22 protein-coding genes and 1 pseudogene are annotated in these 23359 nt (G+C 73.9%); 15 read left to right on the forward strand and 8 right to left on the reverse strand.

Annotated elements, in window-relative coordinates:
- Position 1: 1 nt before the first annotated feature.
- A complete protein-coding gene (locus ABT023_RS05990; RefSeq protein WP_502890601.1) occupies positions 2 to 682 on the forward strand; it encodes a class F sortase in 681 nt (226 codons plus the stop codon).
- Positions 683 to 1199: 517 nt separating this feature from the next.
- On the opposite strand, the gene ABT023_RS05995 is transcribed toward ABT023_RS05990, so the two are convergent.
- From ABT023_RS05995 to ABT023_RS06005, 3 genes are read right to left on the reverse strand one after another with little or no spacing between them, the layout of a single operon-like run.
- Positions 1200 to 1520 (reverse strand): antibiotic biosynthesis monooxygenase family protein, encoded by a 321-nt coding sequence (locus ABT023_RS05995; RefSeq protein WP_350882168.1) that lies wholly within the window; start codon positions 1518 to 1520, stop codon positions 1200 to 1202.
- 47 nt (positions 1521 to 1567) lie between these two features.
- Positions 1568 to 2365, reverse strand: a complete 798-nt coding sequence (locus ABT023_RS06000) for an exodeoxyribonuclease III (RefSeq protein ID WP_350882170.1) — start codon at positions 2363 to 2365, stop codon at positions 1568 to 1570.
- A 37-nt stretch (positions 2366 to 2402) separates the two neighbouring features.
- Positions 2403 to 3323 carry a proteasome assembly chaperone family protein gene (locus ABT023_RS06005; RefSeq protein ID WP_350882172.1) on the reverse strand — a complete coding sequence of 307 codons (921 nt, stop codon included), beginning with the start codon at positions 3321 to 3323 and terminating at the stop codon, positions 2403 to 2405.
- A 410-nt stretch (positions 3324 to 3733) separates the two neighbouring features.
- Between ABT023_RS06005 and ABT023_RS06010 the strand changes: the two genes are divergently transcribed.
- The 3 genes from ABT023_RS06010 to ABT023_RS06020 all read left to right on the forward strand — a co-directional run bounded on the left by ABT023_RS06010 (position 3734) and on the right by ABT023_RS06020 (position 5805).
- On the forward strand, positions 3734 to 4741 hold the full coding sequence (locus tag ABT023_RS06010; protein WP_502890602.1) for a peptidase M23: 1008 nt from the start codon (positions 3734 to 3736) through the stop codon (positions 4739 to 4741).
- 100 nt (positions 4742 to 4841) lie between these two features.
- The gene (locus tag ABT023_RS06015) at positions 4842 to 4988 is read left to right on the forward strand and encodes a hypothetical protein (protein WP_201754126.1); all 147 of its coding nucleotides are present in this window, start codon (positions 4842 to 4844) and stop codon (positions 4986 to 4988) included.
- Positions 4989 to 5031: 43 nt separating this feature from the next.
- A complete protein-coding gene (locus ABT023_RS06020; protein WP_350882176.1) occupies positions 5032 to 5805 on the forward strand; it encodes an EcsC family protein in 774 nt (257 codons plus the stop codon).
- A gap of 17 nt (positions 5806 to 5822) precedes the next feature.
- On the opposite strand, the gene ABT023_RS06025 is transcribed toward ABT023_RS06020, so the two are convergent.
- Complete coding sequence (locus ABT023_RS06025) at positions 5823 to 6671, reverse strand: GDSL-type esterase/lipase family protein (protein ID WP_350882178.1); 849 nt, start codon at positions 6669 to 6671, stop codon at positions 5823 to 5825.
- Positions 6672 to 6848: 177 nt separating this feature from the next.
- On the opposite strand from ABT023_RS06025, the gene ABT023_RS06030 reads away from it, so the two are divergent.
- The 7 genes and pseudogenes from ABT023_RS06030 to ABT023_RS29070 all read left to right on the forward strand — a co-directional run bounded on the left by ABT023_RS06030 (position 6849) and on the right by ABT023_RS29070 (position 12721).
- A complete protein-coding gene (locus tag ABT023_RS06030) occupies positions 6849 to 7112 on the forward strand; it encodes a DUF6343 family protein (RefSeq protein WP_350882180.1) in 264 nt (87 codons plus the stop codon).
- 12 nt (positions 7113 to 7124) lie between these two features.
- Complete coding sequence (locus tag ABT023_RS06035) at positions 7125 to 8537, forward strand: NADP-dependent succinic semialdehyde dehydrogenase (protein ID WP_350882182.1); 1413 nt, start codon at positions 7125 to 7127, stop codon at positions 8535 to 8537.
- A 38-nt stretch (positions 8538 to 8575) separates the two neighbouring features.
- A complete protein-coding gene (locus ABT023_RS06040) occupies positions 8576 to 9538 on the forward strand; it encodes a TIGR03885 family FMN-dependent LLM class oxidoreductase (protein WP_350882184.1) in 963 nt (320 codons plus the stop codon).
- Between the two features lie 37 nt (positions 9539 to 9575).
- A complete protein-coding gene (locus ABT023_RS06045; RefSeq protein WP_350882186.1) occupies positions 9576 to 11147 on the forward strand; it encodes a Na+/H+ antiporter in 1572 nt (523 codons plus the stop codon).
- Positions 11147 to 11404, forward strand: coding sequence for a UBP-type zinc finger domain-containing protein (locus ABT023_RS06050; protein WP_350882188.1), 258 nt, complete (start codon positions 11147 to 11149; stop codon positions 11402 to 11404). The genes ABT023_RS06045 and ABT023_RS06050 overlap by 1 nt, the downstream gene beginning before the upstream one ends.
- Positions 11405 to 11590: 186 nt before the next feature.
- Positions 11591 to 11998: pseudogene (locus ABT023_RS29065) on the forward strand (snapalysin family zinc-dependent metalloprotease); the annotation flags it as partial.
- A 3-nt stretch (positions 11999 to 12001) separates the two neighbouring features.
- Complete coding sequence (locus tag ABT023_RS29070) at positions 12002 to 12721, forward strand: S1 family peptidase (RefSeq protein WP_502890607.1); 720 nt, start codon at positions 12002 to 12004, stop codon at positions 12719 to 12721.
- Positions 12722 to 12969: 248 nt separating this feature from the next.
- On the opposite strand, the gene ABT023_RS06060 is transcribed toward ABT023_RS29070, so the two are convergent.
- Positions 12970 to 15591, reverse strand: a complete 2622-nt coding sequence (locus tag ABT023_RS06060) for a glycoside hydrolase family 9 protein (protein WP_350882192.1) — start codon at positions 15589 to 15591, stop codon at positions 12970 to 12972.
- A gap of 221 nt (positions 15592 to 15812) precedes the next feature.
- Here ABT023_RS06060 and ABT023_RS06065 point away from each other — a divergent pair, with 221 nt between their 5' ends.
- Positions 15813 to 16541: a PP2C family protein-serine/threonine phosphatase gene (locus tag ABT023_RS06065; RefSeq protein ID WP_350882194.1), complete on the forward strand. Its 729-nt coding sequence runs from the start codon at positions 15813 to 15815 to the stop codon at positions 16539 to 16541.
- 56 nt (positions 16542 to 16597) lie between these two features.
- Here the strand turns inward: ABT023_RS06065 and hrpB are convergent, their stop codons facing one another.
- Positions 16598 to 19129: an ATP-dependent helicase HrpB gene (gene hrpB / locus ABT023_RS06070; protein ID WP_350882196.1), complete on the reverse strand. Its 2532-nt coding sequence runs from the start codon at positions 19127 to 19129 to the stop codon at positions 16598 to 16600.
- A 30-nt stretch (positions 19130 to 19159) separates the two neighbouring features.
- Positions 19160 to 19291 carry a hypothetical protein gene (locus ABT023_RS06075; RefSeq protein ID WP_350882198.1) on the reverse strand — a complete coding sequence of 44 codons (132 nt, stop codon included), beginning with the start codon at positions 19289 to 19291 and terminating at the stop codon, positions 19160 to 19162.
- A gap of 144 nt (positions 19292 to 19435) precedes the next feature.
- Here ABT023_RS06075 and ABT023_RS06080 point away from each other — a divergent pair, with 144 nt between their 5' ends.
- The 3 genes from ABT023_RS06080 to ABT023_RS06090 are packed head-to-tail and all read left to right on the forward strand — an operon-like array spanning position 19436 to position 22221.
- On the forward strand, positions 19436 to 20062 hold the full coding sequence (locus ABT023_RS06080) for a GOLPH3/VPS74 family protein (RefSeq protein ID WP_350882200.1): 627 nt from the start codon (positions 19436 to 19438) through the stop codon (positions 20060 to 20062).
- A 42-nt stretch (positions 20063 to 20104) separates the two neighbouring features.
- A complete protein-coding gene (locus ABT023_RS06085) occupies positions 20105 to 21631 on the forward strand; it encodes an APC family permease (RefSeq protein WP_350882202.1) in 1527 nt (508 codons plus the stop codon).
- Positions 21628 to 22221 (forward strand): GNAT family N-acetyltransferase, encoded by a 594-nt coding sequence (locus ABT023_RS06090; protein ID WP_350882204.1) that lies wholly within the window; start codon positions 21628 to 21630, stop codon positions 22219 to 22221. Before ABT023_RS06085 ends, ABT023_RS06090 begins: the two co-directional genes overlap by 4 nt.
- A 124-nt stretch (positions 22222 to 22345) precedes the next feature.
- Here the strand turns inward: ABT023_RS06090 and ABT023_RS06095 are convergent, their stop codons facing one another.
- On the reverse strand, positions 22346 to 23170 hold the full coding sequence (locus ABT023_RS06095) for a SigB/SigF/SigG family RNA polymerase sigma factor (protein ID WP_350882206.1): 825 nt from the start codon (positions 23168 to 23170) through the stop codon (positions 22346 to 22348).
- Between the last annotated feature and the right edge of the window lie 189 nt (positions 23171 to 23359).

The raw sequence follows: 23359 nt of genomic DNA on the forward strand, positions 1-23359 counted from the left end.
CGTGGCCTCCGCACGCGTACCCCGGTTGCCCGCCTCGCCGGCCGGTGCCGGGCAGCCGGCGGAGCGCCGGCCGTGGTCCGTGCCCGTCGCCGTGGTCCTGGTGCTGGTCGGCGTCTTCGCCACCGGCGCGGGGCTGGGCCGCGTGTCCGGGCCGCTCGACTGGGTCGCCGGAACCGCCGGCCGGCCCGCAGCCTCCGCCGCGGGCGCTCCCCGGCTGGCCGCCAGCCGACCGGTGTCCCTGGCCGTGCCGGCGATCCGGGTGTCCGCGCCCGTGGCTCCGGTCGGGCAGGCGCCCGACGGGTCGGTCGACGTGCCGCCGCTGGCGAAAGCCGATGAGACCGGCTGGTACGACCGTGGCCCGACCCCGGGCGAGCCGGGCCGGGCCGTGATCGTCGGGCACGTGGACACGAAGAACGGCCCGGCGGTCTTCTACGACCTGAGCAAGCTCACGACCGGCGACCGGATCGAGGTGACCCGCGCCGACGGCGACGTGGTGCTCTTCGCGGTGGACTCGGTCGAGCACTTCGGCAAGGATGCCCTGCCCGCCGACCGGGTGTACGGCGACGACGGGCCGCCGGGGCTGCGGCTGATCACCTGCGGCGGCCAGTGGGTGGGCGGGCGGACGGGTTACGCCGACAACGTGGTCGCCTTCGCCTCGCTGGTGGACACCCGCCGCCCCTGACGGCCCCTAACTTGGCGAAGGGGCCGCACGCCGGCCTGGCCGTCAGGCCACCTGCATCCGCAGCGCCGTCAGCTCCGACTCCTCGGCTCCGTGCTTCACGAGGTAGGCGGAGACGGAACCATGGATGCTGCGAATCCAGAGCATCGCCCGATGGATGAGGGTGGCGGAGACAGGAAGGGTGCCGTGTCCTGCCGTGGACGACGCCGTGTTCACGGTCAGGCCCAGCTCGGCGTTCGACCGGAGGAAATCCGCGTCACTGCACTCTCACGTAGACGCGTCCGGCCAGAGTGACGCCGACGGGCTCTCTCCTGGGCGCCAGTGGGACTGGATCACCGTAAGGCCCCCGTGCTCCCCCCTCTTTTCTGCCCCGCGCGCGTCGTTTCATGATCGTCTGTCGTTCAGCGAGAACCGGCACGGCGTGTCGCGTCCGTGAGGCCGTCGAACCGAGCAAGGAAGAGCGGCAACAACGGCGGATCGTGTGTCGAGGTCGGCCCCCTGACGGGTTCCGCGACCCGGATCAGGGCCGGGGCGGCACCTGCAGGACCACGTCGAACTCCAGCAGGCTCGCGCCGGAGGCGACCGGGCGCCGCTGTTCGCCGCCCTCGCCGCCGGCGTGCGCGGCCCGCGACGGCCCGGCCGCCCACGCCTGGTACGCCTCCTCGGTCTCCCACTTTGTGTAGACGAAGTAGCGCTTCTCGCCGCCGACCGGGCGGAGCAGCTCGAAGCCGAGGAAACCGGGGGAACCCTCCACCGCGCCGGCCCGGGCCGCGAATCGCCGCTCCAGTTCCTCGCCCGCGCCTTCCGGAACGTCGATCGCGTTGATCTTCACGACTGCCATGGGTCCACCCTAACCACCGGCAAGGCCACCCGACGGCGGGGCGCAGGTCAGAACGTCTCGGCGGCCGGGACCAGGTCGGCGTCCACCACGATCGGGGCGTGGTCCGAGGGCCCCTTGCCCTTGCGGGCCTCCCGGTCCACGTACGCGGCGCGGACCGCCAGGGCCAACGGCGCGGACGCGTACACCAGGTCGATTCGCATGCCCTTGTTCTGGTGGAACATCCCGGCCCGGTAGTCCCAGTACGTGTAGGGGTGCGGGCCCTTCATCGGGGTGGGCACCACGTCGTGCAGCCCCAGGTCGCGCAGCGCCGCGAGGGCGGCCCGCTCGGCGGGGGTGACGTGGGTGGAGGCGGCGAACAGCGCCGGGTCCCAGACGTCGGCGTCCGTCGGGGCCACGTTGAAGTCGCCGCACACCGCCACCGGCGGCCCGCCGGTCAGCTCCCGCTCCAGCGCCTCCCGAAGGGCGGCGAACCAGGCCAGTTTGTACGCGTAGTGCGGGTCGTCGACGGCGCGGCCGTTGGGCACGTACACCGACCAGACCCGCAGCCCGGCGCAGGTGGCCGAGATGGCCCGGGCCTCCGGCTCGGGGAAGCCCGGCTCGCCGGGGAAGCCGACCGTCACGTCGGACAGCCCGACGCGGGACAGGATCGCCACCCCGTTCCACCGGCCGTCGCTGTGGCTGGCCACGGTGTAGCCCAGCTCGCCGACCTCGGCCACCGGGAACGCCCCGTCGGGGCACTTGGTCTCCTGAAGGCAGACGACGTCGGGGCCGGTGGCGGCCAGCCAGTCGAGCAGCCGGGGCAGGCGGGCCTTCACCGAGTTCACGTTCCAGGTCGCCAGGCGCATGCCTCCAGCCTGCCGTATCCCCGCCCCGGCCGCCCGGTCAGCTCCCCGGGGTGTCGCCCGGTCGGCCCTGCTCGGCCAGGAACCGTTCCAGCTCGGCGCCGAGTTCGTCGGCGGTGGGCAGGGGGCCGGCCTCGGCGGCGAGCAGGTTCTTCTCGCCGCGGCCCCGGGCGAACGCGTCGTACTGCTCCTCCAGGGCCGAGACGAGGGCGGCGGCGTCCTCGGTCTGTGCGACCTGACGGTCGATCTCGACCCGGACCACCTCGGCGGCCGAGCGCAGCCCGTCGCGGGGCAACAGCAGCCCGGTGCTGCGGGACACCGAGGCGAGCAGCACCTCGGCGGCGGCCGGGTACTCGGCCTGGGCGACGTAGTGCGGCACGTGGGCGGAGAAGCCGAGCGCGTCGCGGCCCAGCTCGCCGAGGCGGAACTCCAGCAGGTGCCCGACGCTGCCGGGGACCTGGACGCGTTGCAGCCACGGCTCGTACCCGGAGATCAGCTCGCGTCTCGTGGCGTGTGCGGTGACCCCGGTCGGCCGGGTGTGCGGGACCGCCATCGGGATCGAGTTGAGCCCGACGGTGAGCCGGACGTCGAGCCGGGCCGACAACCCGGCGACGGCGGCCACGAAACGCTCCCACTGCAGGTCCGGCTCGGGGCCGGTGAGCAGCAGGAAGGGGGTCTCGTCGTCGTCGCGCAGCAGGTGCACCTCCAGCGTGGGCGCCTCGTACTCCTCCCAGTGGTCCTCGACGAAGGTCATCGACGGGCGCCGGGACCGGTAGTCGTAGAGCTGGTCGACGTCGAAGCGGGCGACCTGGCGCGCGTCGAGGGAGGTGAGCAGCTGCTCCCGGGCCAGCCGGGTGGCGCTCCCGGCGTCGACGAAGCCGGTGAGGGCCTGGATGAGGACCGGCTGCCCGAGGTCGGGCAGCTCGTCGGAGAGTTCATAGAGCTCGTGTGGGTCGAGCACCGGTGCGGACCTCCCTGGAATGTGCCAACGGGGCGCCGTGCCGCGCACAGCCCCCGGTTCGGGGAACGTACCCGCCATCCTCGTGCATTCCTGCGTCGACGTTCCGACGGAAAGTTTCATGATCACAATTAGGTGAACGCCCCGTTCCGGTGGCGTCGCGCGTACCGCCGGGGCCGGACGGCCGGCCAGGTGTCGGCCGAACGGGGGAGTGGTCGGTCCCCCCGCTCGCCCTGGGCGTTAGCTGCCCGGCTCGGTGCGCCTCCGCCGGCCCCGGAGGTTCGTCCGGTCCGCCCGGCTCGTACCGGTGTGGCCCGCCGGCTGCCGGGATGCCTGGCGGGGCGGGCGGAAGTGTGACGATGGCCACCCATTGGTGCGGCGTCATCCGGATTTGTCCCGCCTAGTGTCGGCGGATGCGTGACGACGGCACCCTCGACGACCAGCAGAACCCGGGCGTGGCGGCTGGCCGTTCGGACGTTACCACCTCGTCCGAACGGCCAGCTGCTACTACCGCTACCACCACCACCGACGGCACTCGCCCCGAGCCCCACCGGATTCCTTCCCCTGGCGGTACGACTACCCGCTCCGGGCGGTTGCGTAACCTGCTCGCCCCCGGCCGTTCCGCGTCCGGTCCCGCCGCCCCGGGCGGCCCGTCGCGCCGGCCCGGGCGGGCCGTGGTCGCCCTGACCGCCGGCGTGACCTGCTGCCTCGGCCTGGCCGCCCTGGCCCAGGCCCAGCAGGAGACGCGGGAGGACACCGCCGCCCGGGCGGCCGTCGCCGGCGCGGACCTGGAGCGGCGTGCCGCCGCCGACGCAGCCTCCCGGTCGCTGGACCGGGTGTCCGCGACGGCCCCGTCCGCGCCCGTCAGCCCCTCCGCCGCCACCCCGTCCGCCTCAGCCACCACCACCGCCGCCGCCGCTCCGGACACCACCCGCTCGCCCGCCCCCCGCAAGCGGCCCGCGCGCCCGGCCGATCCCGCCCCGGTCGCCGGACTGACCAAGGCGCAGATGGCCAACGCGAAGGTGATCGTGCGGACCGGCCGGGCGATGGGGGTGCCCCGCCGGGGGCTGGTCATCGCCGTGGCGACCGCGATGCAGGAGAGCAACCTCTACAACGTGGCCAGCGGCGTGCTGCCCGAGTCGCAGGAGTACCCGCACCAGGGGGTCGGCTGGGACCACGACTCGGTCGGGCTGTTCCAGCAGCGGGCCAGCAGCGGCTGGGGCGAGGTGGGTCAGCTCATGGACCCGGCGTTCGCCACCCGGCAGTTCCTCGCCGCGCTCCAGCAGATCCCCGGCTGGCGTGACCTGCCGCTGACCGTGGCGGCCCAGGCCGTGCAGATCTCCGCGTATCCGGACCTGTACGCCCAGCACGAGCGGCGGGCGACCCAGGTGGTCGACGCGCACCTGGCTGCCGTGAAGTGATCACCGGGCGGACCGGGCAAGCCCGATGACGACCACAATGGACGCATGACGGTTGCCCCCACGGGGTACACATGGTGGAGGCAACTTACAGGAGGACGACATGTCAGCACTGGTACAGCGGATCAGCCGGTTCCTCCGCTCCCCGCAGGGACAGAAGATCGTCGACCGGGGCCGCCGCGAGATGGCGAAGCCGGAGACCCAGCGCAAACTGAAGCAGTTGGCCTCCCGCCTGTCCACCCGGCGCTGAGCGCCGTCGTACCCGCACGTCACCGACCCCCGGGAGCCACTCCGTGACCGACCCCGCCCCCGTCGACGGCCAGCCCAGCACCCCCGCCCCGGAGCCGGCCGCGCCGCGTCCACCTGTGGCGGCCTCAGTGGTGGCCCCAACCGCCGCCCAGGACGTCCCGGAGGCGCCGCCGGCCCGGCTCTGGGACCGGATGCGGGAGGATCCGCAGTACGCCCCGGAGCACCTCGCCCTGGAGGCGGTGCGCCGCCTCGGGCCCGAGGCGGCCCAGTGGGCGGCCCGGGCGCGGGCGGAACGGCCGGGTGTGCCGGCCGAGGAACTGGCCGACCAGGCGGTCCGCAAGTTCGTCACCCTGGCCCGGCTCTCCGGCGCGGTCTCGGGCGCGGCCGGGCTGCCCGGCGCGGTGATCGACGTCGGGGTGCTGGCCTGGACGCAGGCCCGGATGGTGCTGCACATCGCGGCGGCCCACGAGATCGACCCGACCCACCCCGACCGGGCCACCGACCTGCTGGTGCTGCAGAAGGTGCACAAGGTCGCCGGGACCGCCCGGCTGGCGCTGGGGGTGGCCGCCGGGCGGGAACGGGCCGGGGCGCTGTTCGGCTCCGGGGGGCAGAACGCGCTGGGCAAGGCGATGATCCGGCTGGGCGTGCGGCTGGCCCAGATGGCCGGGGTGCGGGCGGCGAAGCGGGTCTTCGCCAAGGTGATCCCGGGCGCGGCGATCATCCTCGGCACCTGGGCCAACTCGTCGGCCACCAAGGAACTCGCCGAGCGCTCCCGGCAGCTCTACCGCAGCACGGGCACGCCCGGCTCCCCCAGCTGACACGGGGGTCCGGCGGTTCAGTCGAAGCCGGCGGCCCGCCAGGTCGCGTCGGCCAGCCGGCCCTGCCCGGCGACGTTGGGGTGGAACCAGTCCAGCGCGTTCACCAGGTCGAGGGTGAAGCGCACCCGGTGCACCGCCCCGCCGTCGTACCGGCACCGCGAACCGTGCGCCCGGCAGGCCGCCTTCAACTGCGCGTTGTAGGCGTCGATCCGGTCCCGCACCCTGGCCCGGCGGGCCACGTCGGCGGGCGCGGTGGAGGTCGCGTCGGCCAGCAGCGCCGGGCAGATGCCGTGCCGCCAGGCCCGCACCGCCCGGGAGTCCGTGTGCCCGACCTCCCACAGCCGGTACAGGTCGGGGATGCTGACCACCAGCACCCGCGCCTTCGGGCGACCCTTGCGCAGCACCCGCAGGCCCCGGTCCACCTCGTTGCGGAAGGTGGCCACCGGGGTCATCGCGTCGACATCGTCGCGGCACACGTCGTTCGCGCCGATCAGCACCGTGACGTAGTCGGCGCGGTCGCGTACCGCCGCCTCGGCCTGCCCGGCCAGCGCCGCGGCCCGCGCGCCCGGCTTGGCGTGGTTGTACGCCTTCCCGCGCAGCTTCGGGTTCCGGTCGACCAGCCGCTGGTAGTGGCTGTCCACCCGCAGCCCGTCCCCGGTCGACCAGGAGTTGCGCTCGCACGAGCTGAGCATCAGGCAGGAGCCGAAGCCGGCGCTGATCGAGTCACCGAGCGCGGCCATCGCGGCCGGCGTGCCGGGCGCGGGCGACCCGCCCGGCGGCCGGGGCTGGGCGCTGCCCCCGTCCTCACAGGCGAGCGCGACCAGGGCCGCCAGGCAGGCGACCGCGGCGACCCAGCGTCGAGGCATGATTCCCCAGTCCCGCGGCGGAGTGCGACAGCGCGGTAACCCTATGCGGGACACCGGGCCGGGAGGTGGCCTCCTGTCGGATTTCCGGCAGTCTGTCCCGTCATCGCCCAGCGAGTGGTAAAGGGCATGCGGTGCGGCTGGGTCGGTTAACCGCGCCGATCGGGGGTAGCTCGCAGGATGACGAGATCGCAGCCCCGACGCGCCCGCGGAACGGTGGGCCACGCGTACAGCGCGCTCAACCTCCGCCTCGCGCTCGCCGGCTTCGGGCTGGTGACCATGGCGGTCTTCGCCGGGCTGGCGTTCTGGGCCGGCCTGGTGTGGCTGGGCCTGGTCTGCGCGGTCTTCGCCGCCGTCGCCGTGGTCGACCTTTTCGTCATCCAGCGCCGTCGGGCCGCGCGCCGCCGGGAGCAGCCGGGCGCGCGGCACTCGCTGTTCGAGTGACAGGAGTACGAGATGCCCATCGCCACCACCAACCCCGCCACCGGGCAGGTGCTCAAGTCGTACGACCCGATGTCGACCGAGCAGCTGGACGCGGCGATCGAGCGGGCCGACCTAGCCTTTCGGGACCTGCACCGGACCACCGTCGCCCAGCGGGGTCGGTGGCTGAGTGCCGCCGCCGACCTGCTCGACGCCGAGCGCGACGACACGGCCCGGCTGATGACCACCGAGATGGGCAAGACGTACGCCGCCGCCCAGGCCGAGGTGACCAAGTGCGCGGCGGCCTGCCGGTTCTACGCCGCGCACGCCGAGCGGATGCTCGCCGACGAGCCGGCCGACGCCCGCGCCGTCAACGCCACCCGCGCGTTCGTCCGGTACCAGCCGATCGGGCCGGTCCTCGCGGTGATGCCGTGGAACTTCCCGCTCTGGCAGGTCATGCGGTTCGCCGCCCCGGCGCTGATGGCCGGCAACACCGGCCTGCTCAAGCACGCCTCGAACGTGCCGCAGACCGCCCTGTACCTGGAGGGCCTGTTCCGTCGGGCCGGTTTCGCGGAGGGCGCGTTCACCACCCTGCTCGTCGGCTCGGACGCGGTGGACCGGATCCTCAGCGACCCGAGGGTGCGCGCCGCCACCCTCACCGGCAGCGAGCGCGCCGGCCGGTCGATCGCCCAGATCGCCGGCCGGGAGCTGAAGAAGACCGTGCTGGAGCTGGGCGGCAGCGACCCCTTCGTGGTGATGCCCTCCGCCGACCTGGACCGGGCCGCCGAGGTCGCCACCACCGCCCGCTGCCAGAACAACGGCCAGTCCTGCATCGCCGCGAAGCGGTTCATCGTGCACACCGACGTCTTCGACGCGTTCGCCGACAGGTTCGCCGCGAACATGGCCGCGCTGCGGGTCGGCGACCCGATGGACGCCGGCACCGACGTGGGGCCGCTGGCCAGCTCCGGCGGCCGGGACGAGGTCCACGCCCAGGTGCGGGACGCCGTGGACCACGGCGCCACGGTGCTGTGCGGCGGTGAGAAGCCGACCGGGGACGGCTGGTTCTACCCACCGACCGTGGTCACCGACCTCACCCCGCAGATGCGGATGTGGACCGAGGAGGTGTTCGGGCCGGTCGCCGGGCTCTACCGGGTCTCCTCGTACGACGAGGCCGTCGAGGTGGCCAACGGCACCGCGTTCGGCCTCGGCTCCAACGCCTGGACCACCGACCCGGACGAGCAGGAGCGCTTCGCCGCCGACCTGGACGCCGGCAACGTCTTCGTCAACGGGATGACCACCTCGTACCCGGAACTGCCCTTCGGCGGGGTGAAGAACTCCGGGTACGGCCGGGAGCTGTCCGCGCTGGGCATGCGCGAGTTCTGCAACACCAAGACCGTCTGGGTGGGCCGGGGCGAGGCCTCGGCCGGCGCCGGGGCGCACGCCGAGTAGCGATTGGCCGGACACCGTCATGGGTAGGAGGTGCCCCCATGACGGTGTTCGGCTTCCACGCGTCCCACGAGCAGATCCACCCGGCCAAGCTGCTGGAGGCGGTGATCCACGCCGAGCGGGCGGGCTTCGACGCGGCCATGTCCTCGGACCACTTCTCCCCGTGGAGCGCCCGGCAGGGCCAGTCCGGGTTCGCCTGGTCCTGGCTCGGGGCCGCCCTCCAGGCCACCGACCTGCCCTTCGGCGTGGTCAACGCGCCCGGCCAGCGGTACCACCCGGCGATCATCGCGCAGGCGATCGGCACTCTCGGAGCGATGTACCCGGGCCGGTTCTGGGCGGCCCTGGGCACCGGCGAGGCCAGCAACGAGCACATCACGGGGGACGTCTGGCCGCGCAAGGACATCCGCGCCGCCCGGCTGCGTGAGTGCGTCGACGTGATCCGGGCGCTGCTGGCCGGCGAGGAGGTCAGCCACGACGGCCTGGTGACGGTCGACCGGGCGAGGCTGTGGACCCGGCCCGAGCAGCCGCCCGCGCTCATCGGCGCGGCGGTCAGTGTGGCCACCGCCCGCTGGTGCGCCGAGTGGGCCGACGGGCTGATCACCGTCAACGCTCCCACCGACCACCTCCGGCAGATGATCGACGCCTACCGGGACGCGGGCGGCCGGGGGCCGCTGCACCTCCAGGTGCACGTGAGCTGGGCGCCCGACCAGGCCGAGGCCGAGGCCCTCGCGTACGACCAGTGGCGCAGCAACGTGTTCGCCCCGCCGATCTGCTGGGACCTGGACACGGCCGAGCACTTCGACGTTGTCTCCGCCGACGTGCCGATGGCGAAGGTCACCTCGACGGTCAACGTCTCGGCCGACCCGGGCCGGCACGTCGGCTGGCTCCAGGAGTACGTGGAGCTGGGCTTCGACCAGATCGCCCTGCACCACGTGGGGCAGGAGCAGCGGGCCTTCATCGACACCTTCGGCGCCGAGGTGCTGCCCAAACTGCGGGCGGCGTGATCCACCCGGACGGGGTCGGGCCCTAGGCTCGTACCCCATGGAGTCACTGTTCGAGGTCGTCGTCTTCCTCGCGATCGCGACGCTCGGCGCGGCGCTGGCCCGCAGGCTCGGCCTGCTCGCGCCGATCGTGCTGGTGGTGCTTGGCCTCGTGCTCTCCTTCGTACCCGGCTTCCCCCAGGTCCGGCTCGACCCGGACCTGGTGCTGGTGGGCATCCTGCCGCCGCTGCTGTACGTGGCGGCGCTGGAGACGTCGGTGCCGGCGTTCCGGCTCAACCTGCGGCCGATCCTGCTGCTCGCCGTCGGCCTGGTGATCTTCACGGCGTTCGCCGTCGGCCTCGTCGTGCACCTGCTGCTGCCGGCGGTGCCGTTCGCGGTCTGCCTGGCCCTCGGCGCGGTGGTGGCCCCGCCCGACGCGGTGGCCGCCACCGCGATCGCCCGGCGGATTGGGCTGCCCCGCCGGGTGGTGACCATCCTCGAGGGCGAGAGCCTGATCAACGACGCCACGGCGCTGGTGCTGCTGCGGGTGGCCACGATGGCGACGATCGGCACCTCGGTCGGGGTCGGCGACGTGGCCTGGGAGGTGGTGGCGGCCACCGGCGGCGGCATCCTGGTCGGGCTGGCCGGCGTGGTGGTCTTCGGGTTCCTGCACAAGCGGATCAGCGACGCCGTGCTGGACAACGCGCTGTCGCTGATCGTGCCGTTCGCGGTGGTCTTCGCCGCCGAGGCGATCCACGCCTCCGGCGTGGTCGCGGTGGTGGTGACCGGGCTCGGGATCGGGCACCGGATGCCGATGCTGATGTCGGCGGCCTCCCGCCTTCAGATCGGCGCGTTCTGGCGGCTGACCCGGTTCCTGCTGGAAGGGCTGGTCTTCCTGCTCGTCGGCCTGCAACTGCGCGAGGTGGTGCGGGATCTCGACGAGCCGCTCGGCTTCCTGACCGCGATCACCGCGGCGGTGCTGGCGACCGTCGTCCTGGCCCGGTTCGTCTGGATCTTCCCGGCCACGTACCTGGCCCGGCTGGTGCCCCGGGTCCGGCAGCGCGAGACGAGACCGTCGGCGAAGTTCCCGATCGTCATCGGCTGGGCCGGGATGCGTGGCGTGGTGACGCTCGCCGCCGCGCTGGCCCTGCCACTCACCCTCGCGCAGGACCGCCCCTACCCCCGGGAGCTGTTCATCTGGCTGGCCTTCGCGGTGATCGTGGTGACGCTGGTCGCCCAGGGGGCCACCCTGCCGGCGGTGGCCCGCCGGCTCAGGCTGCCGCCGGACGACCCGATGCAGGACGCGCTCTCCGCGGCCGGCGTCCAGCAGCAGGCCAGCCGGGCCGCCCGGGAGCGGCTCGACGCGCTGGCGGACAGCGCGCCGAAGGCGGTCGTGGACCGGCTGCGCCGAGGGCTGGAGGACCGCACCAACCTGGCCTGGGAGCGGCTGGGCGGCGCCGATCGGGAAACCCCGTCCCAGGCGTACGGTCGGCTGCGGCAGGAGATGATCGACGCGGAGCGGGAGGTGTTCCGGGCCGCCCGCGACGCCGGCCGGATTCCCGAGGAGGTGCTGGTGCGGGCCTACCGTGACCTGGACCTGGAGGAGTCGTTGCTGCGACAGGAGATCGAGTGATGAGCTGCCAGCATCTCACCGAGGCGGGTGCCGTCGAGCCGCTGACCACGACGGAGTGCCCCGAATGCGTTGCCGTCGGCAACGACGACTGGGTGCACCTGCGGGCCTGCCTGGCCTGCGGGCAGGTCGGCTGCTGCGACTCCTCGCCGTACCAGCACGCGACGAAGCACTTCGAGGCCACCGGGCACCCGGTGATGCGCTCGATCCAGCCGGGGGAGATGTGGCGCTGGTGCTTCGTCGACGAGGAGATCGGCTGACGCCTCCCGCGCTCCGTGGTCGTATGACGCAACCGCTATGCAGTGGATCGACCGAGCCCGATTTATTGTCGACGCACATCGATGGAGGCGGCAGCGCCGCCGTGATCCAGAGGAGTGCGTGTGATCCGACGACACCTGCTGCGCACGGTGGGAGCCGTTGCCGCGGTGGTCCTGTCCGCGGCCGGCATGCTGGCCGCCACCGGCACCAGCGCGTCCGCCGTCCGCACCGTCTACTACGACGCCAGCCGGGCCGGCGAGTTCCGTACCAACTTCGACCAGGCCGCCCAGATCTGGAACGGCAAGGTCAGCACCGTCCGGCTGCTGCCGGCCACCCCGGGCAACATCACCATCTACGTCGACACCGGCTGGCCCCGGGCGCAGACGACGTCGCTCGGCAACGGCCGGGTGTGGATGGGCTGGCAGGCGGTGAACCAGGGGTACAACCGGACCCGGATCGCCACCCACGAGATCGGCCACATCCTCGGCCTGCCCGACAACCGCACCGGGCTCTGCACCGACCTGATGTCGGGCAGCAGCGCGCCGGTCTCCTGCGCCAACGCGAACCCCAGCGCCGCCGAGGCGTCCCGGGTCAACTCGCTGTTCGCCGGCAGCCTCGCCGCGGGGTCGACCGCCGAGAAGACGTACGTCTGGAACGGCGAGGAGGCCGACGGGGACATCTCGCCGAACGTCGTCGGCGGCGTCACCGCCTCGGAGAACTACTCCTTCCTGGTGTACAGCTCCGGCTGCACCGCCTCGCTGATCAAGGCCAACTGGGTGGTCACCGCGAAGCACTGCCCGACGCCGGCCTCGGTGCGGGTGGGCAGCACCAACCGCACCAGCGGCGGCACCGTCGCCGCGGTGAGCAGGGCGGTCAACCATCCGTCGATCGACGTCAAGCTGTTCCAGCTCGCCACCTCGGTCAGCCACGCGCCGGCCGTCATCCCGACCACCTCGGGAGCGGTGGGCACCGCCACCCGGATCATCGGGTGGGGCCAGACCTGCCCGACGTCCGGCTGCGGCTCCGCGCCGACCGTGGCCCGGGAACTGGACACCTCGATCGTGGCCGACAGCCGGTGCAGCGGCATCAACGCCACGTACGAGATCTGCACCAACAACACCGGCGGCGTCGCCGGCGCCTGCTACGGCGACTCCGGCGGCCCTCAGGTCCGCAAGGTCAGCGGCGTGTGGAACCTGATCGGCGCGACCAGCCGGGCCGGCAACAACAACCCCACCTGCGCCACCGGCCCGTCCATCTACGGTGACCTGCCGTCGATCCGCGCCTGGATCAACACCCAGGTCGGCGGCCTCCCCGCCTGATCCTGGCGCATCACCACCCGGTACCACTGCCTCACCGGCACGACCGGGGCGCCCGCTCCTCCCGCGACACGAGGGGAGCGGGCGCCCCGGTCGCGTGCGCGGCGAAAAACGGTTGTGGCCCGGCAGCTCAGCGTGCGCGGGAACGCGGGTGATCCGTGCTGATTACACGGAATTGGTGGCCTCCTCGTGCTTGGAGGCCACCAATTCCGTGAAATTGCGCGAGCTTGCCGTCTGGTGGGTGGGTGGGGTCAGGAGAGGGTGCAGGGGGAGCCGTTGACCGTGATCAGGGCGGGAGCGGGGTTGGCGCCGCCGGCGGTGGTCGCGTTGAAGCCGAAGGTCGCGGTGGCACCCGGGTCGATCCGGGCGTTGTACGACTCGTTCTTCGCGGTCACCGTGGCCCCGGACTGGGTCACCCTCGCCATCCACGCCTCCCGCACCCGCTGGTCGCCGGTGAACGCGAACCGGGCGGTCCAGCCGTTCACCGCGGCGGAGCCCGTGTTGCGGATCGTCACCTGGGCGGTGAACCCGGTGCCGCCCTGCCAGGCCCCGTAGTTGGTGTACGTCACGGCGCAGGTCGGTGCCGGCACGGCCGCCGCGTCGTCCTGGTCGGCGAGGAACGAGGCCAGCCAGGCCAGCGCCGAGTTCCAGTTGATCGCCACCTCGTTCGTCGAGTACGAGTTGATGTCGTCGATGTAGCAGAACTGCGGCTCGCAGCCGGCCAGCAGGTTCGCCGAGAACGGGTCCTGGAGGGCGGCGTTCGCGCCACCGGCCAGCGAGCCGGCCGGCGGGTTCGGCAGGGTCGGGTCGAACTGGTTGCCGAACATCCGGCTGTGCTGGTTCCGCGCGGCGTGCTCGCCCCACCCGGTCACGTACGAGATGTTGAGCGCGTTGCGGCCGAACAGGTAGTCCGCCGCCTGCACCGCCCCGTCCCGGTACTTCGCGTCCCGGGTCAGGTCGAAGGCGGTGCCCAGCACGACCGCGTTGTTGGCGATGTTGCCGTTGCCGCCCCAGAAGTAGCTGGCCGCGTCGCCGGGCATCGGCAGCCCGTACGCCTGGCCGCGCAGGATCTCCAGGTAGCGGTCGGCGGCGGCGGTCACCGAGGCGCGCACCCGGTTCCGGTCGGCGGTGGGCAGGCCGCTCGGCACGGTGGCCAGGTCGAGCCGGCCCAGCGCGGCGACGCCCTGCCAGCCGAAGCCCTGGTCGCCGAAGACCGCGCCGGTGTGGTGCTTGGAGGCGGTCACGTCGGTCAGGTACGCCGGCTGGCCGGTGGTCAGGTACAGCTCCGCTGCGGCCCAGTAGAACTCGTCGCTGACGTCGGTGTCGTCGTACGCGCCGCCGCCGGTGGCGTCGGCCGGGCTGGCGTACACCGCCGGGTGGGCCTTGGCCGCCGCGTACGCGGTCTTCGCGGCGGTGCCGCAGCGGGTGGCGAACGCCGCGTCGTACGGGGCGAACAGCCGGGCGCACTGGGCGGCGACGGCGGCCAGGTTGAGGGTGGCGGCCGTGGACGGCGGGTGCAGTTCGCGCGGCTGCGGGTCGGCGGCCGGGTCGAGCGGCAGGCCGGTCCAGTTCCTGTCGTGGATCTTGTGGTGGGCCATCCCGGCCAGCGGCTTGCCGGCCGGCACCTGCATGCGCAGCAGGAACTCCAACTCCCAGCGGGCCTCGTCGAGGACGTCCGGCACGCCGTTGCCGCGCTCGGGCACCCGCAGCGAGCCGTCGGCCAGACCCGCGCCGCCGTCGGCCGTGGCCGCCGTCTTGGTCCGCTCGAAGGCGTTCAGGAGCTGGTAGGTGGCTATGCCGCCGTTGACCACGTACTTGCCGTGGTCGCCCGCGTCGTACCAGCCGCCGCGCACGTCGAGGGAGTAGTCACAGACCCCCGGCTGGCAGGGCACGCTGGTGTCGCCCTGGTTGGGGGCGACGCCGAGGTGGCCGGCGGGGCGGGCGTACTCGTCGCCGACCAGGTCGCCGTCGATGGCGATGCCGCTGCGCTGGACGTAGAAGAACTGGAGGGCGTCGGCGCGCAGCGTGTCGTAGAGCGTGCCGGAGATGTCGAACGGGTGGCTGGTCTCGCCGTCGGCGACCAGGGTGTAGCCGGTGCCCGGGGTGCGGTAGGCGGAGAAGTCGACGGTCTGCACGTTCTGGCCGGACGCCTCGTCGACCCCACGCGGGGTGCTTCGCCCGCCGGCCACCACGACGCCGGCGGCGGAACGGAGCTGCCAGTCGAGGGGGTCGGTGGCCTCGGTGACCACGGTGGCGTTCTTGGGGCCGCCGGGCAGGTAGCCGACCTGGTTCACCCGTACCCGGGGGCCGGTGTCCGGCTCGTACGGCTCGGGTGGCTCGCCGCCGCGCAGCGAGACGTTGTCCAGGCAGACCGTCTGCTCGGCGGCGGCACCGCCGACCTGGAAGATGAGCTGTGCGCCCGGGTTGTCCTCGCCGGCGGTGAAGGTCTTGGCGAAGTGCTGGCTGCCGCTGGTGGCGGCGGCGTCCACACTGGCGTACTGCGTGTAGGGGGCGGCGCCGAGCTGGAGGACGGCCTTGACGTTCGCCCCGGGGGTGGCGGAGATGTCGAAGGCCAGCTCGTACTCGGCGCCGGCCTTCAGCGGCACGGCGTCCTGGCCGATGCCGGCGTCCCAGGGGTTGGCCAGCCCGCCGGGGACGGTGGCGCAGAGCCGGCCGTCGGTGACGCCGAGCGGGCCGGTGCCGTAGGAGAACCAGGGGGCGACGCCCGCGCTGAAGTCGCCGTTCTTCAGCTGCTCGGGGGCGTCCGGTGGGACCTCGGCGTGGGCCATGCCGGCGGTGGTGCCGGTGAGGGCCAGGGTGGTCGCCGCGGCGAGCGCCGCGAGGCGGCGTCGGCGGCGTCGGGATGGCGTCACGAGGGTTCCTTCCGGGGGACGGACTGCGGCGATCTTTGGGAGCGCTCCCACTTATCGCTTCGATATTTCCAGCGGGTGTCCGTCGTGTCAATTGAGGATGCTGAATAAACTGGACCCGCTCACACCCCGGTCCGGTCCGCCGCGTGAGATTCGCCGCGCCGCGCGACGTCGTGGCGATCTCCTAGAGACAACTGCGCCCTCCAACTGGCAGGCTGCGTCCCATGACCCTGAAGCTGCGTTCCGTGGGGGTGAGCGACCGCGGGCTGATCCGCAGTGGCAACCAGGACGCCCTGCACTCCGGCACCTGGCTCGTCGCCGTCGCCGACGGCATGGGCGGGATGGCGGCCGGCGACCTGGCCAGCCGGATCGCGATCGACGCGGTCGGGCCGCTGGACCTGGCGACCCCGGAGGACGCCCTGGTCGCCGCCCTGCAGAGCGGGATCGAGCTGGCGACCGCGGGGATCCGCGAGGCGGTGCGGGAGGACCCGGAGCGGCAGGGCATGGGCACCACGCTGACCGCTCTGCTCTTCGCCCGAACCGGAAGCTGCCTCGCCCTGGCCCACGTCGGGGACTCCCGCGCCTACCTCTACCGGGAGGGGGTGCTCAAGCAGATCACCCGGGACGACACCTTCGTGCAGATGCTCGTCGACCAGGGCGTGATCACCGCCGACCAGGCCGCGAGCCACCCCCGCCGGGCCGTGGTCACCCAGGCGCTGCAGGGCGAGCAGGTCTCCCCGGCGTACGCGACGATGGTGCCCCGGGCCGGCGACCGGTGGCTGCTGTGCAGCGACGGGTTGTCCAACATGGTTCGCCCGGACACCCTCGCCGAGGTGCTCGGCGCCCACCCGGACCGGGACGGGTGCGCCCGGCGGCTGATCGATCTGGCGTTACGTGCCGGCGGCCCCGACAACATCACCGTCGTCGTCGCCGACGTGGTCGCCGAGGACTGACCCGCCCCCTTGCGCGCACCCGTCCGGGCCCGGCCGTCGGCCGGTGCGGCGGCGGATCAGCGGCGGCGCGGGGCGGCCCGGCGGGTGGGCTCGGCGGTGGTCGGGTCCTCCGGCCAGGGGTGCCGGGGGTAGCGCCCGCGAAGCTCGGCGCGGACCTGCGGGTAGCCGGTGCGCCAGAACGATGCCAGGTCCGCGGTGACCGCCACCGGGCGGCCGGCGGGGGAGAGCAGGTGCAGCAGCACCGGCACCCGACCGCCGGCGATCCGGGGCGCCTCGGGCCAGCCGAAGGTCTCCTGGAGCTTCACCGCCAGGACCGGGGCGGCCGGGTCGGCGTAGTCCACCCGGACGCGGGAACCGCTGGGCACGGCGAGCCGCTCCGGGGCCAGCTCGTCGAGCCGGGCGGCCTGCTGCCAGGGCAGCAGCCTGCGCAGGGCGGCGGTGACGTCGACCCGGGCCAGGTCGGCCCGGCGTCGGGCGGCGGCCAGCTCCGGGCCGAGCCAGGCGTCCACCCCGGCGAGCAGCGCCTCGTCGCCCACGTCCGGCCAGTCCGGGCCGAGGGCGTGCCGGCAGAACGCCATCCGCTCACGCAGCGCCCGCGCGGCCGGGGTCCAGGTCAGCAGCGTCAGGCCGTTGCGGCGCAGCCCGTCGCGCAGCGCCGCGGCCACCAGCGCCGGCTCCGGCCGGGCCAGCGCCCGGGCGACCAGCTCGATCGCGCCGAGCCGGACCACCTCCCGGGCCACCACGTCGCCGGACCAGGTCACCTCCCGCGCGGAACGTAGCAGCGGGCCGCCGGCCTCGCGGGCGGTCGCCTCGTCCAGGCCGGTGGCCAGCCGGACCCGGGCGGTCGGCGCGCCGGGGGAGCGGTCGGCCACCGCGATGGCCAGCCACGTCGCGCCGGCCAGCCCCGAGCCCGGCGCCAGCTCCGCCTCGGTTCCGCCCGCCATCAGGTACGCCGACCCGCCGGCCCGGCGCACCCGGGCCAGCCGCTCCGGGTACGCCAACCCGATCAGCAGCCCGGCGGCGAGATCGTCGGGCAGCCGGCCCGCCCCGCGTTCCCGGGCGGACGTGCTGCCGTTCGTCCCGGAGGGCAGGGCGGCGCGGAGCCGACGCACCTCGGCACGCCAGCGGGCCGTGGCACCCGGGTCGGCACCCGAGCGCAGCCGGCGCCACCCGGCGGCCAGGTCGTCGCCCGGCCCGGCGACGGTGTCCTCGGCGAGCAACGCCACCACCTCGGCGGCCCGGTCGGCGCCGACCACCGGTGCTCCGTCCAGCAGGGCCCGGGCCAGCCGGGGATGCGCCCCCGCGCCGGCGATCCCCCGCCCCCGGGCGGTGATCCGGCCGGCCGCGTCCAGCGCGCCGAGGGTGGTCAGGGTCTCCCGGGCGACCGTCATCGCGGCGGCCGGCGGGGGGTCGGGCAGGGCCAGCCCGCTGCCGTCCGGCTCGCCCCAGGCGGCCAGCTCCAGGGCGAACCCGGTGAGGTCGGCGGTGGCGATCTCCGGTTCCGGCTGCGCGGCGAGCCGGGCATGGGTGGCCTCCGACCAGCACCGGTACACGTGCCCGGGGGCCTCCCGGCCGGCCCGGCCGGCCCGCTGGGTGGCGGCGGCCCGGGACACCGGTACCGTGACCAGCGCGCCCAGCCCTCGGGCCAGGTCCACCCGGGGCACCCGGGCGAGCCCGGCGTCGACCACCGTCCGGACCCCGGGGACGGTGAGGCTGCTCTCCGCCACGGCGGTGGCCAGTACCACCCGCCGCCGGTCGGCGGGACGCAGCGCGGCGTCCTGCTCCGCCCCGCGCAGCCGGCCGTGCAGCGGCAGCAGGGCGACGGAGCCCCGCAGGTCGGCCAGTCGGCGGGTCACGGCCGCGATCTCGCCCACCCCGGGCAGGAAGACCAGCACGTCCCCGTCCCGCTCGGCCAGGGCCCGGCGTACGGTCGCCGCGACGTGGTCCAGCAGCGCCGGGTCGACGCGGCCGGCCCCGGAAGGGGTGACCGGCCGGGACGGCGGGGCCCAGACCCGGGTCACCGGGTGCAGGGCCGAGGCGGCCCGGACCACCGGGGCGGGCGTGCCGTCGGCGCCGAGCAGCTCGGCGAACCGGTCCGCGTCCGGGGTGGCCGACATGGCGGCCAGCCACAGGTCGGGACGCAGCGTCGCCCGCGCCTGGACGGTGAACGCGAGCGCCAGGTCGGCGTCGAGCTGCCGCTCGTGGCACTCGTCCAGCAGCACCGCGCCGACCCCGGGCAGCTCCGGGTCGTGGTGCAGCCGGCGTACCAGCAGGCCGGTGGTGACCACCTCGACCCGGGTGGCGGGGCCGACCCGGCGCTCGCCGCGCACCGCGTACCCGATCCGGTCGCCGACCCGCTCGCCGAGCAGGGCGGCCATCCGGTGCGCCGCCGCGCGGGCGGCCACCCGGCGGGGCTGGGCGATCACCACCCGGCCGGCGACCGCCCCGGCCACGGCCAGCGGGGCGAGGGTGGTCTTTCCGGTGCCCGGGGGCGCCACGAGGACCGCGCCGCCGGCCGCGCGCAGCGCGTCGAGCAGCGCCGGCAGCACGGGCCGGACCGGCAGGTCGAGAGGTACGTCGTCGAGCACGCACCTACTGTCGCACCGACGGCGCGCGCGTCAGTCGGGGCGTGCCGCGCCGAGGACCGGCGGGTGGGTGTGCCGCGTCGCGTTCTCGATCAACGCCTCGGCGTGGTCCCCGGTGACCCGGTGGAGCGCCGGCGCGGCACGGACGATCGGGCCGGCGGTCACCCTCCGAGTCCGTCGCGACAGGAATCGCAGGTCGCATGTGCACGGAGTGCAACTGTCAAGGCTGGGAGTTGCGTTGCAAACAGAGGGCGTGCATCCTTTCACCCGGCGTTGATCTGTTGTGGACAATCCGTTCGGGAGGCTCGTTTGCTCACCGCCGACGAGTTCTATCTGATCGCCCACAACGACAGCCGGGGCCGGGCGAAGCTGCACCCCAGCGCGGTGGGCATCTGCCTGGCGGCCGGGCTCCTCGGCGAGCTGGTCCTGTCCGGCCGGATCACCGTCAGCACCGGCAACGTGACGGTGACGGACCGCCGCCCGCCGGCCGACGCCCTGGCGCACACGGTGCTGGACCAGTTGATCGGTGAGCCCCAGCACCAGTCGGTCCGCACCTGGCTGAGCTTCCTCGGGCAGTCCGCGGCGACGTCGGTGGCGGAGCGGCTGGCCCGGGCCGGGGTGCTGCACCGGCAGGAGAGCCGTCGGTTGCTGCGTACCACCATCGGCTACGTACCGATCGACCTGAACGCGGTGGCCTGGCCGGCCACCCGGCTGCGGGCCCTGCTGGACCGGCCGGAGCCGCCGGCCGTGCCGGACGCGCTGCTCTTCGGCCTGGTTTCCGCCGCCGGGCTCACCCGCGAGGTGCTCTGGAGCGCCAACCCCCGCGCCCAGCACCGGCTCGGCGTCCTCATCCCCGCGTTGCCCCCGCCGCTGAAGGAGCTCGTCGCGCACGCCGAGGCCGCCGTGGGCGCGTCGGTGCTGCGCGGCATGCCCTGACCGGCCGGGCCCTCACCCCTCCCTGGAACCGGAGCACCCCCAATGTCCCCAACAGCGACCGTCCAACGACCGAGCAACGTCTCCGACGCGTTGGCCCGCGGTCGGCTCGGTGTGCCGTCGGTGATCTTCTTCGTGCTGTCCGCGGCCGCCCCGCTGACCGTGGTGGCCGGCGTGGTCACCACCGGCTACGCCGTCACCGGCGTCACCGGCATGCCGCTGGCCTTCCTGGTGGTCGGGGCGGTGCTCGCCCTGTTCTCCGTCGGCTACGTGGCGATGGCCCGCCGGGTGGAGAACGCCGGTGCGTTCTACGCGTACGTCTCCCGGGGACTGGGCCGGCCGGCCGGCGTCGGCGCGGCCTGGATCGCCATGATGTCGTACAACGCGCTCCAGGTCGGGCTGTACGGCGCGATCGGAGCGGCGGCCTCCCCGGTGCTGCAACGGCTCTTCGACGTCGACCCGGCCTGGTGGGTGGTGGCGCTGGCCGCCTGGGCCATGGTCGCCGTGCTCGGCCTGCTCCGGGTCGACGTCAACGGCATGGTGCTCGCGGTGCTGCTGGTCGCCGAGATCGCGGTGATCCTCGTGTTCGACCTGGGGCAGCTCAACCACCCGGCCGGCGGCTCGGCGAGCTTCGCCGCCCTCTCCCCGGACAGCCTGCTCGTCCCGGGCGCGGGCGCGCTGCTGGTGATCGCCGCGACCGGCTTCGTCGGCTTCGAGTCCGCGGTGGTGTTCAGCGAGGAGAGCAAGGACCCGAAGCGCACCGTCCCGAGGGCCACCTACGTGTCGGTGGCCGTCATCGCCGGGATCTACGCACTGTCGTCGTGGACCATGACCGTGGCCACCGGCCCGGACCAGGTCGCCGCGCAGGCCGGCGAGCAGAGCGTCGAGCTGATCTTCAACCTGGCCGGGGCGCACCTCGGCGACACCGCCGTCGCCATCGGCCAGGCGCTGTTCATGACCTCCGTGCTGGCCGCGATGATCTCGTTCCACAACACCACCGCCCGGTACATCTTCGCGCTCGGCCGGGAGCGGGTGCTGCCGGAGGCGTTCGGGCGGACCTCGCCGCGCACCGGGTCGCCCCGGGTCGCCTCGCTCGCGCAGAGCGTCCTCGGCCTGCTGGTGATCCTGCTGTACGCGACCAACGGCTGGGACCCGGTGCGCCAGCTCTTCTACTACACCGGCGTCGGCGGCGGCTTCGGCGTGCTGCTGCTGATCGCCACCACCTCCATCGCGGTGATCGCGTACTTCGCCCGGACCCGCGTCGAGGAGAGCCTGTGGCGGCGGTTGGTCGCCCCCGGGCTGGCCGCCGTGGCGCTGGTCGCCATCATCATCGTGGCGTTGGACAACTTCGCCGTCCTGCTCGGCGTGGCACCCGACTCCGTGCTCCGCTGGGCCGTTCCGGCGGCGTTCCCGGTGGTGGCGCTGCTCGGCCTGCACTGGGCGCTGGTGCTGCGCCGCAGACGGCCGGACGCCTACGCCCGGATCGGAATGGGCGCGGAGAGCGCGGCCATGCTGGTCCCGTCGGGTCCCGCCGGTGAGCAGGCCCCGGCGGGGACGGGGAGTCGGCGGTGAGCGACGTGCGCGTCGAGCGCCTCGGCGCGGCCGAGACCCGGCTGGTGGCCGAGCGGATCGCCCGGGCGTTCCTGGTGCTCCCGGCGACCCGGTGGCTGGTGCCGGACGACTCCGAGCGGGAGACCGTGCTGGCCGACAACTTCGAGATCCTGGTCGGGCACGCGATGGCGCACGGCCACGTCCACGCCACCGCGGACCGGGCGGCGGTGGCCGTGTGGTTCCCGCAGGTCGGCGGCGAGGTCCCGCCGCCGGCGGACTACGACGCCCGGCTGGCCGCCGCCTGCGGGGAGTGGGTCGAGCGGTTCCGGCACCTCGATGTGCTGTTCGCCGCCAACCACCCGCACGCCGACCACCACCACCTGGCCTTCCTCGCCGTCGCCCCGGACCGGCAGGGGCAGGGGCTCGGCTCCGCGTTGCTGCGGCACCACCATGCCAGGCTGGACGCCGACGGGGCGCCGGGCTACCTGGAGGCGAGCAGCGAGATCGGCCGGGACCTGTACGCCCGGCACGGCTACCGGACGCGGGAGAGCTTCCGGCTGCCGGACGGCACCCCGTTCTACCCCATGTGGCGAGAGCCGGCGGGGGTCTGACTCGGCGGGTCAAGGACCGGAGCGGGCAGGCCCGGCACGGCGAAGGCCCGGTCGGCGCATCGCCGACCGGGCCTTGCGGGTTCACCGGTGGTCAGGCCCGCCGACCGGACCACCGGTGGTGCCCCTAGTACGTGCCGTCGAGCTGCCCGCGCAGCTTGGTCAGCGCCCGGGCCAGCAGCCGGGACACGTGCATCTGCGAGACGCCGATCTGATCGGCGATCTGCGACTGGGTCAGGTTGCCGTAGAAGCGCAGGGTGAGGATCTTCTGCTCGCGCTCGTCCAGCGTGGCGAGCGCCGGGCCCAGGGCCACCCGCAGCTCGGCCAGCTCGAACTCGCCGTCCTCGCCGCCGAGCATGTCACCCAGTTCGGTGGCCCGGTCGCCGTCGCCGGTCGGGGTGGACAGCGACACCGCGTTGTACGCGCGGGCACCCTCCAGGCCCTCCAGGACCTCTTCCTCGGTGACCTTCAGGTGGGCGGCGATGTCGGCGACCGTCGGGGAGCGCCCCAGCGTCTGCAGCAGCGAGCTGTTGGCGTCGGAGATGGCCAGCCGCAGCTCCTGGAGGCGACGCGGCACCCGGATGTCCCAGGTGCGGTCGCGGAAGTGGCGCTTGAGCTCGCCGATGATGGTGGGGATGGCGTAGCCGGCGAAGTCGACGCCGCGGGACGGGTCGAACTTGTCGATGGCCTTGATCAGGCCGATGGCGGCCGTCTGCGCCAGGTCGTCGGTGGGCTCCCCCCGGCCGCTGTAGCGGTGGGCGAGGTGGTTGGCGAGCGGCAGCCAGGCTTCGATCGCCTTGTCCCGCAGTGCGGCGCGCGATGGGTGGTTGGCGGGCAGCGCTGCCATCGCGTTGAGGACGTCGGCCGCGCTGTCGGTGAGCGCTCGCGGGTCCAGCTTCTTGGTGGCGGCCGGCGCTGTCTTCGTCTGCTCGCTGATCGTTGGCGCGGTCATTCGGTGGTCCTCCCTGCACCTCGTCCGCGGATAAAGACGTGACGCTGTGGTTTAGATTCAGATCGTCCGTTCGGGACCCACCTTAGCCTGATCGGCTCCCCAAAATCTAGCCGAAAGTACGATGTACTTAAGGTACTTACGGGAACAAGCCTCGCGAAAGGTGCGTAGAGGCCGGAAGATGTGATCGTG

Source organism: Micromonospora sp. NPDC002296 (assembly GCF_040296145.1).
Taxonomy (GTDB): Bacteria; Actinomycetota; Actinomycetes; order Mycobacteriales; family Micromonosporaceae; genus Micromonospora.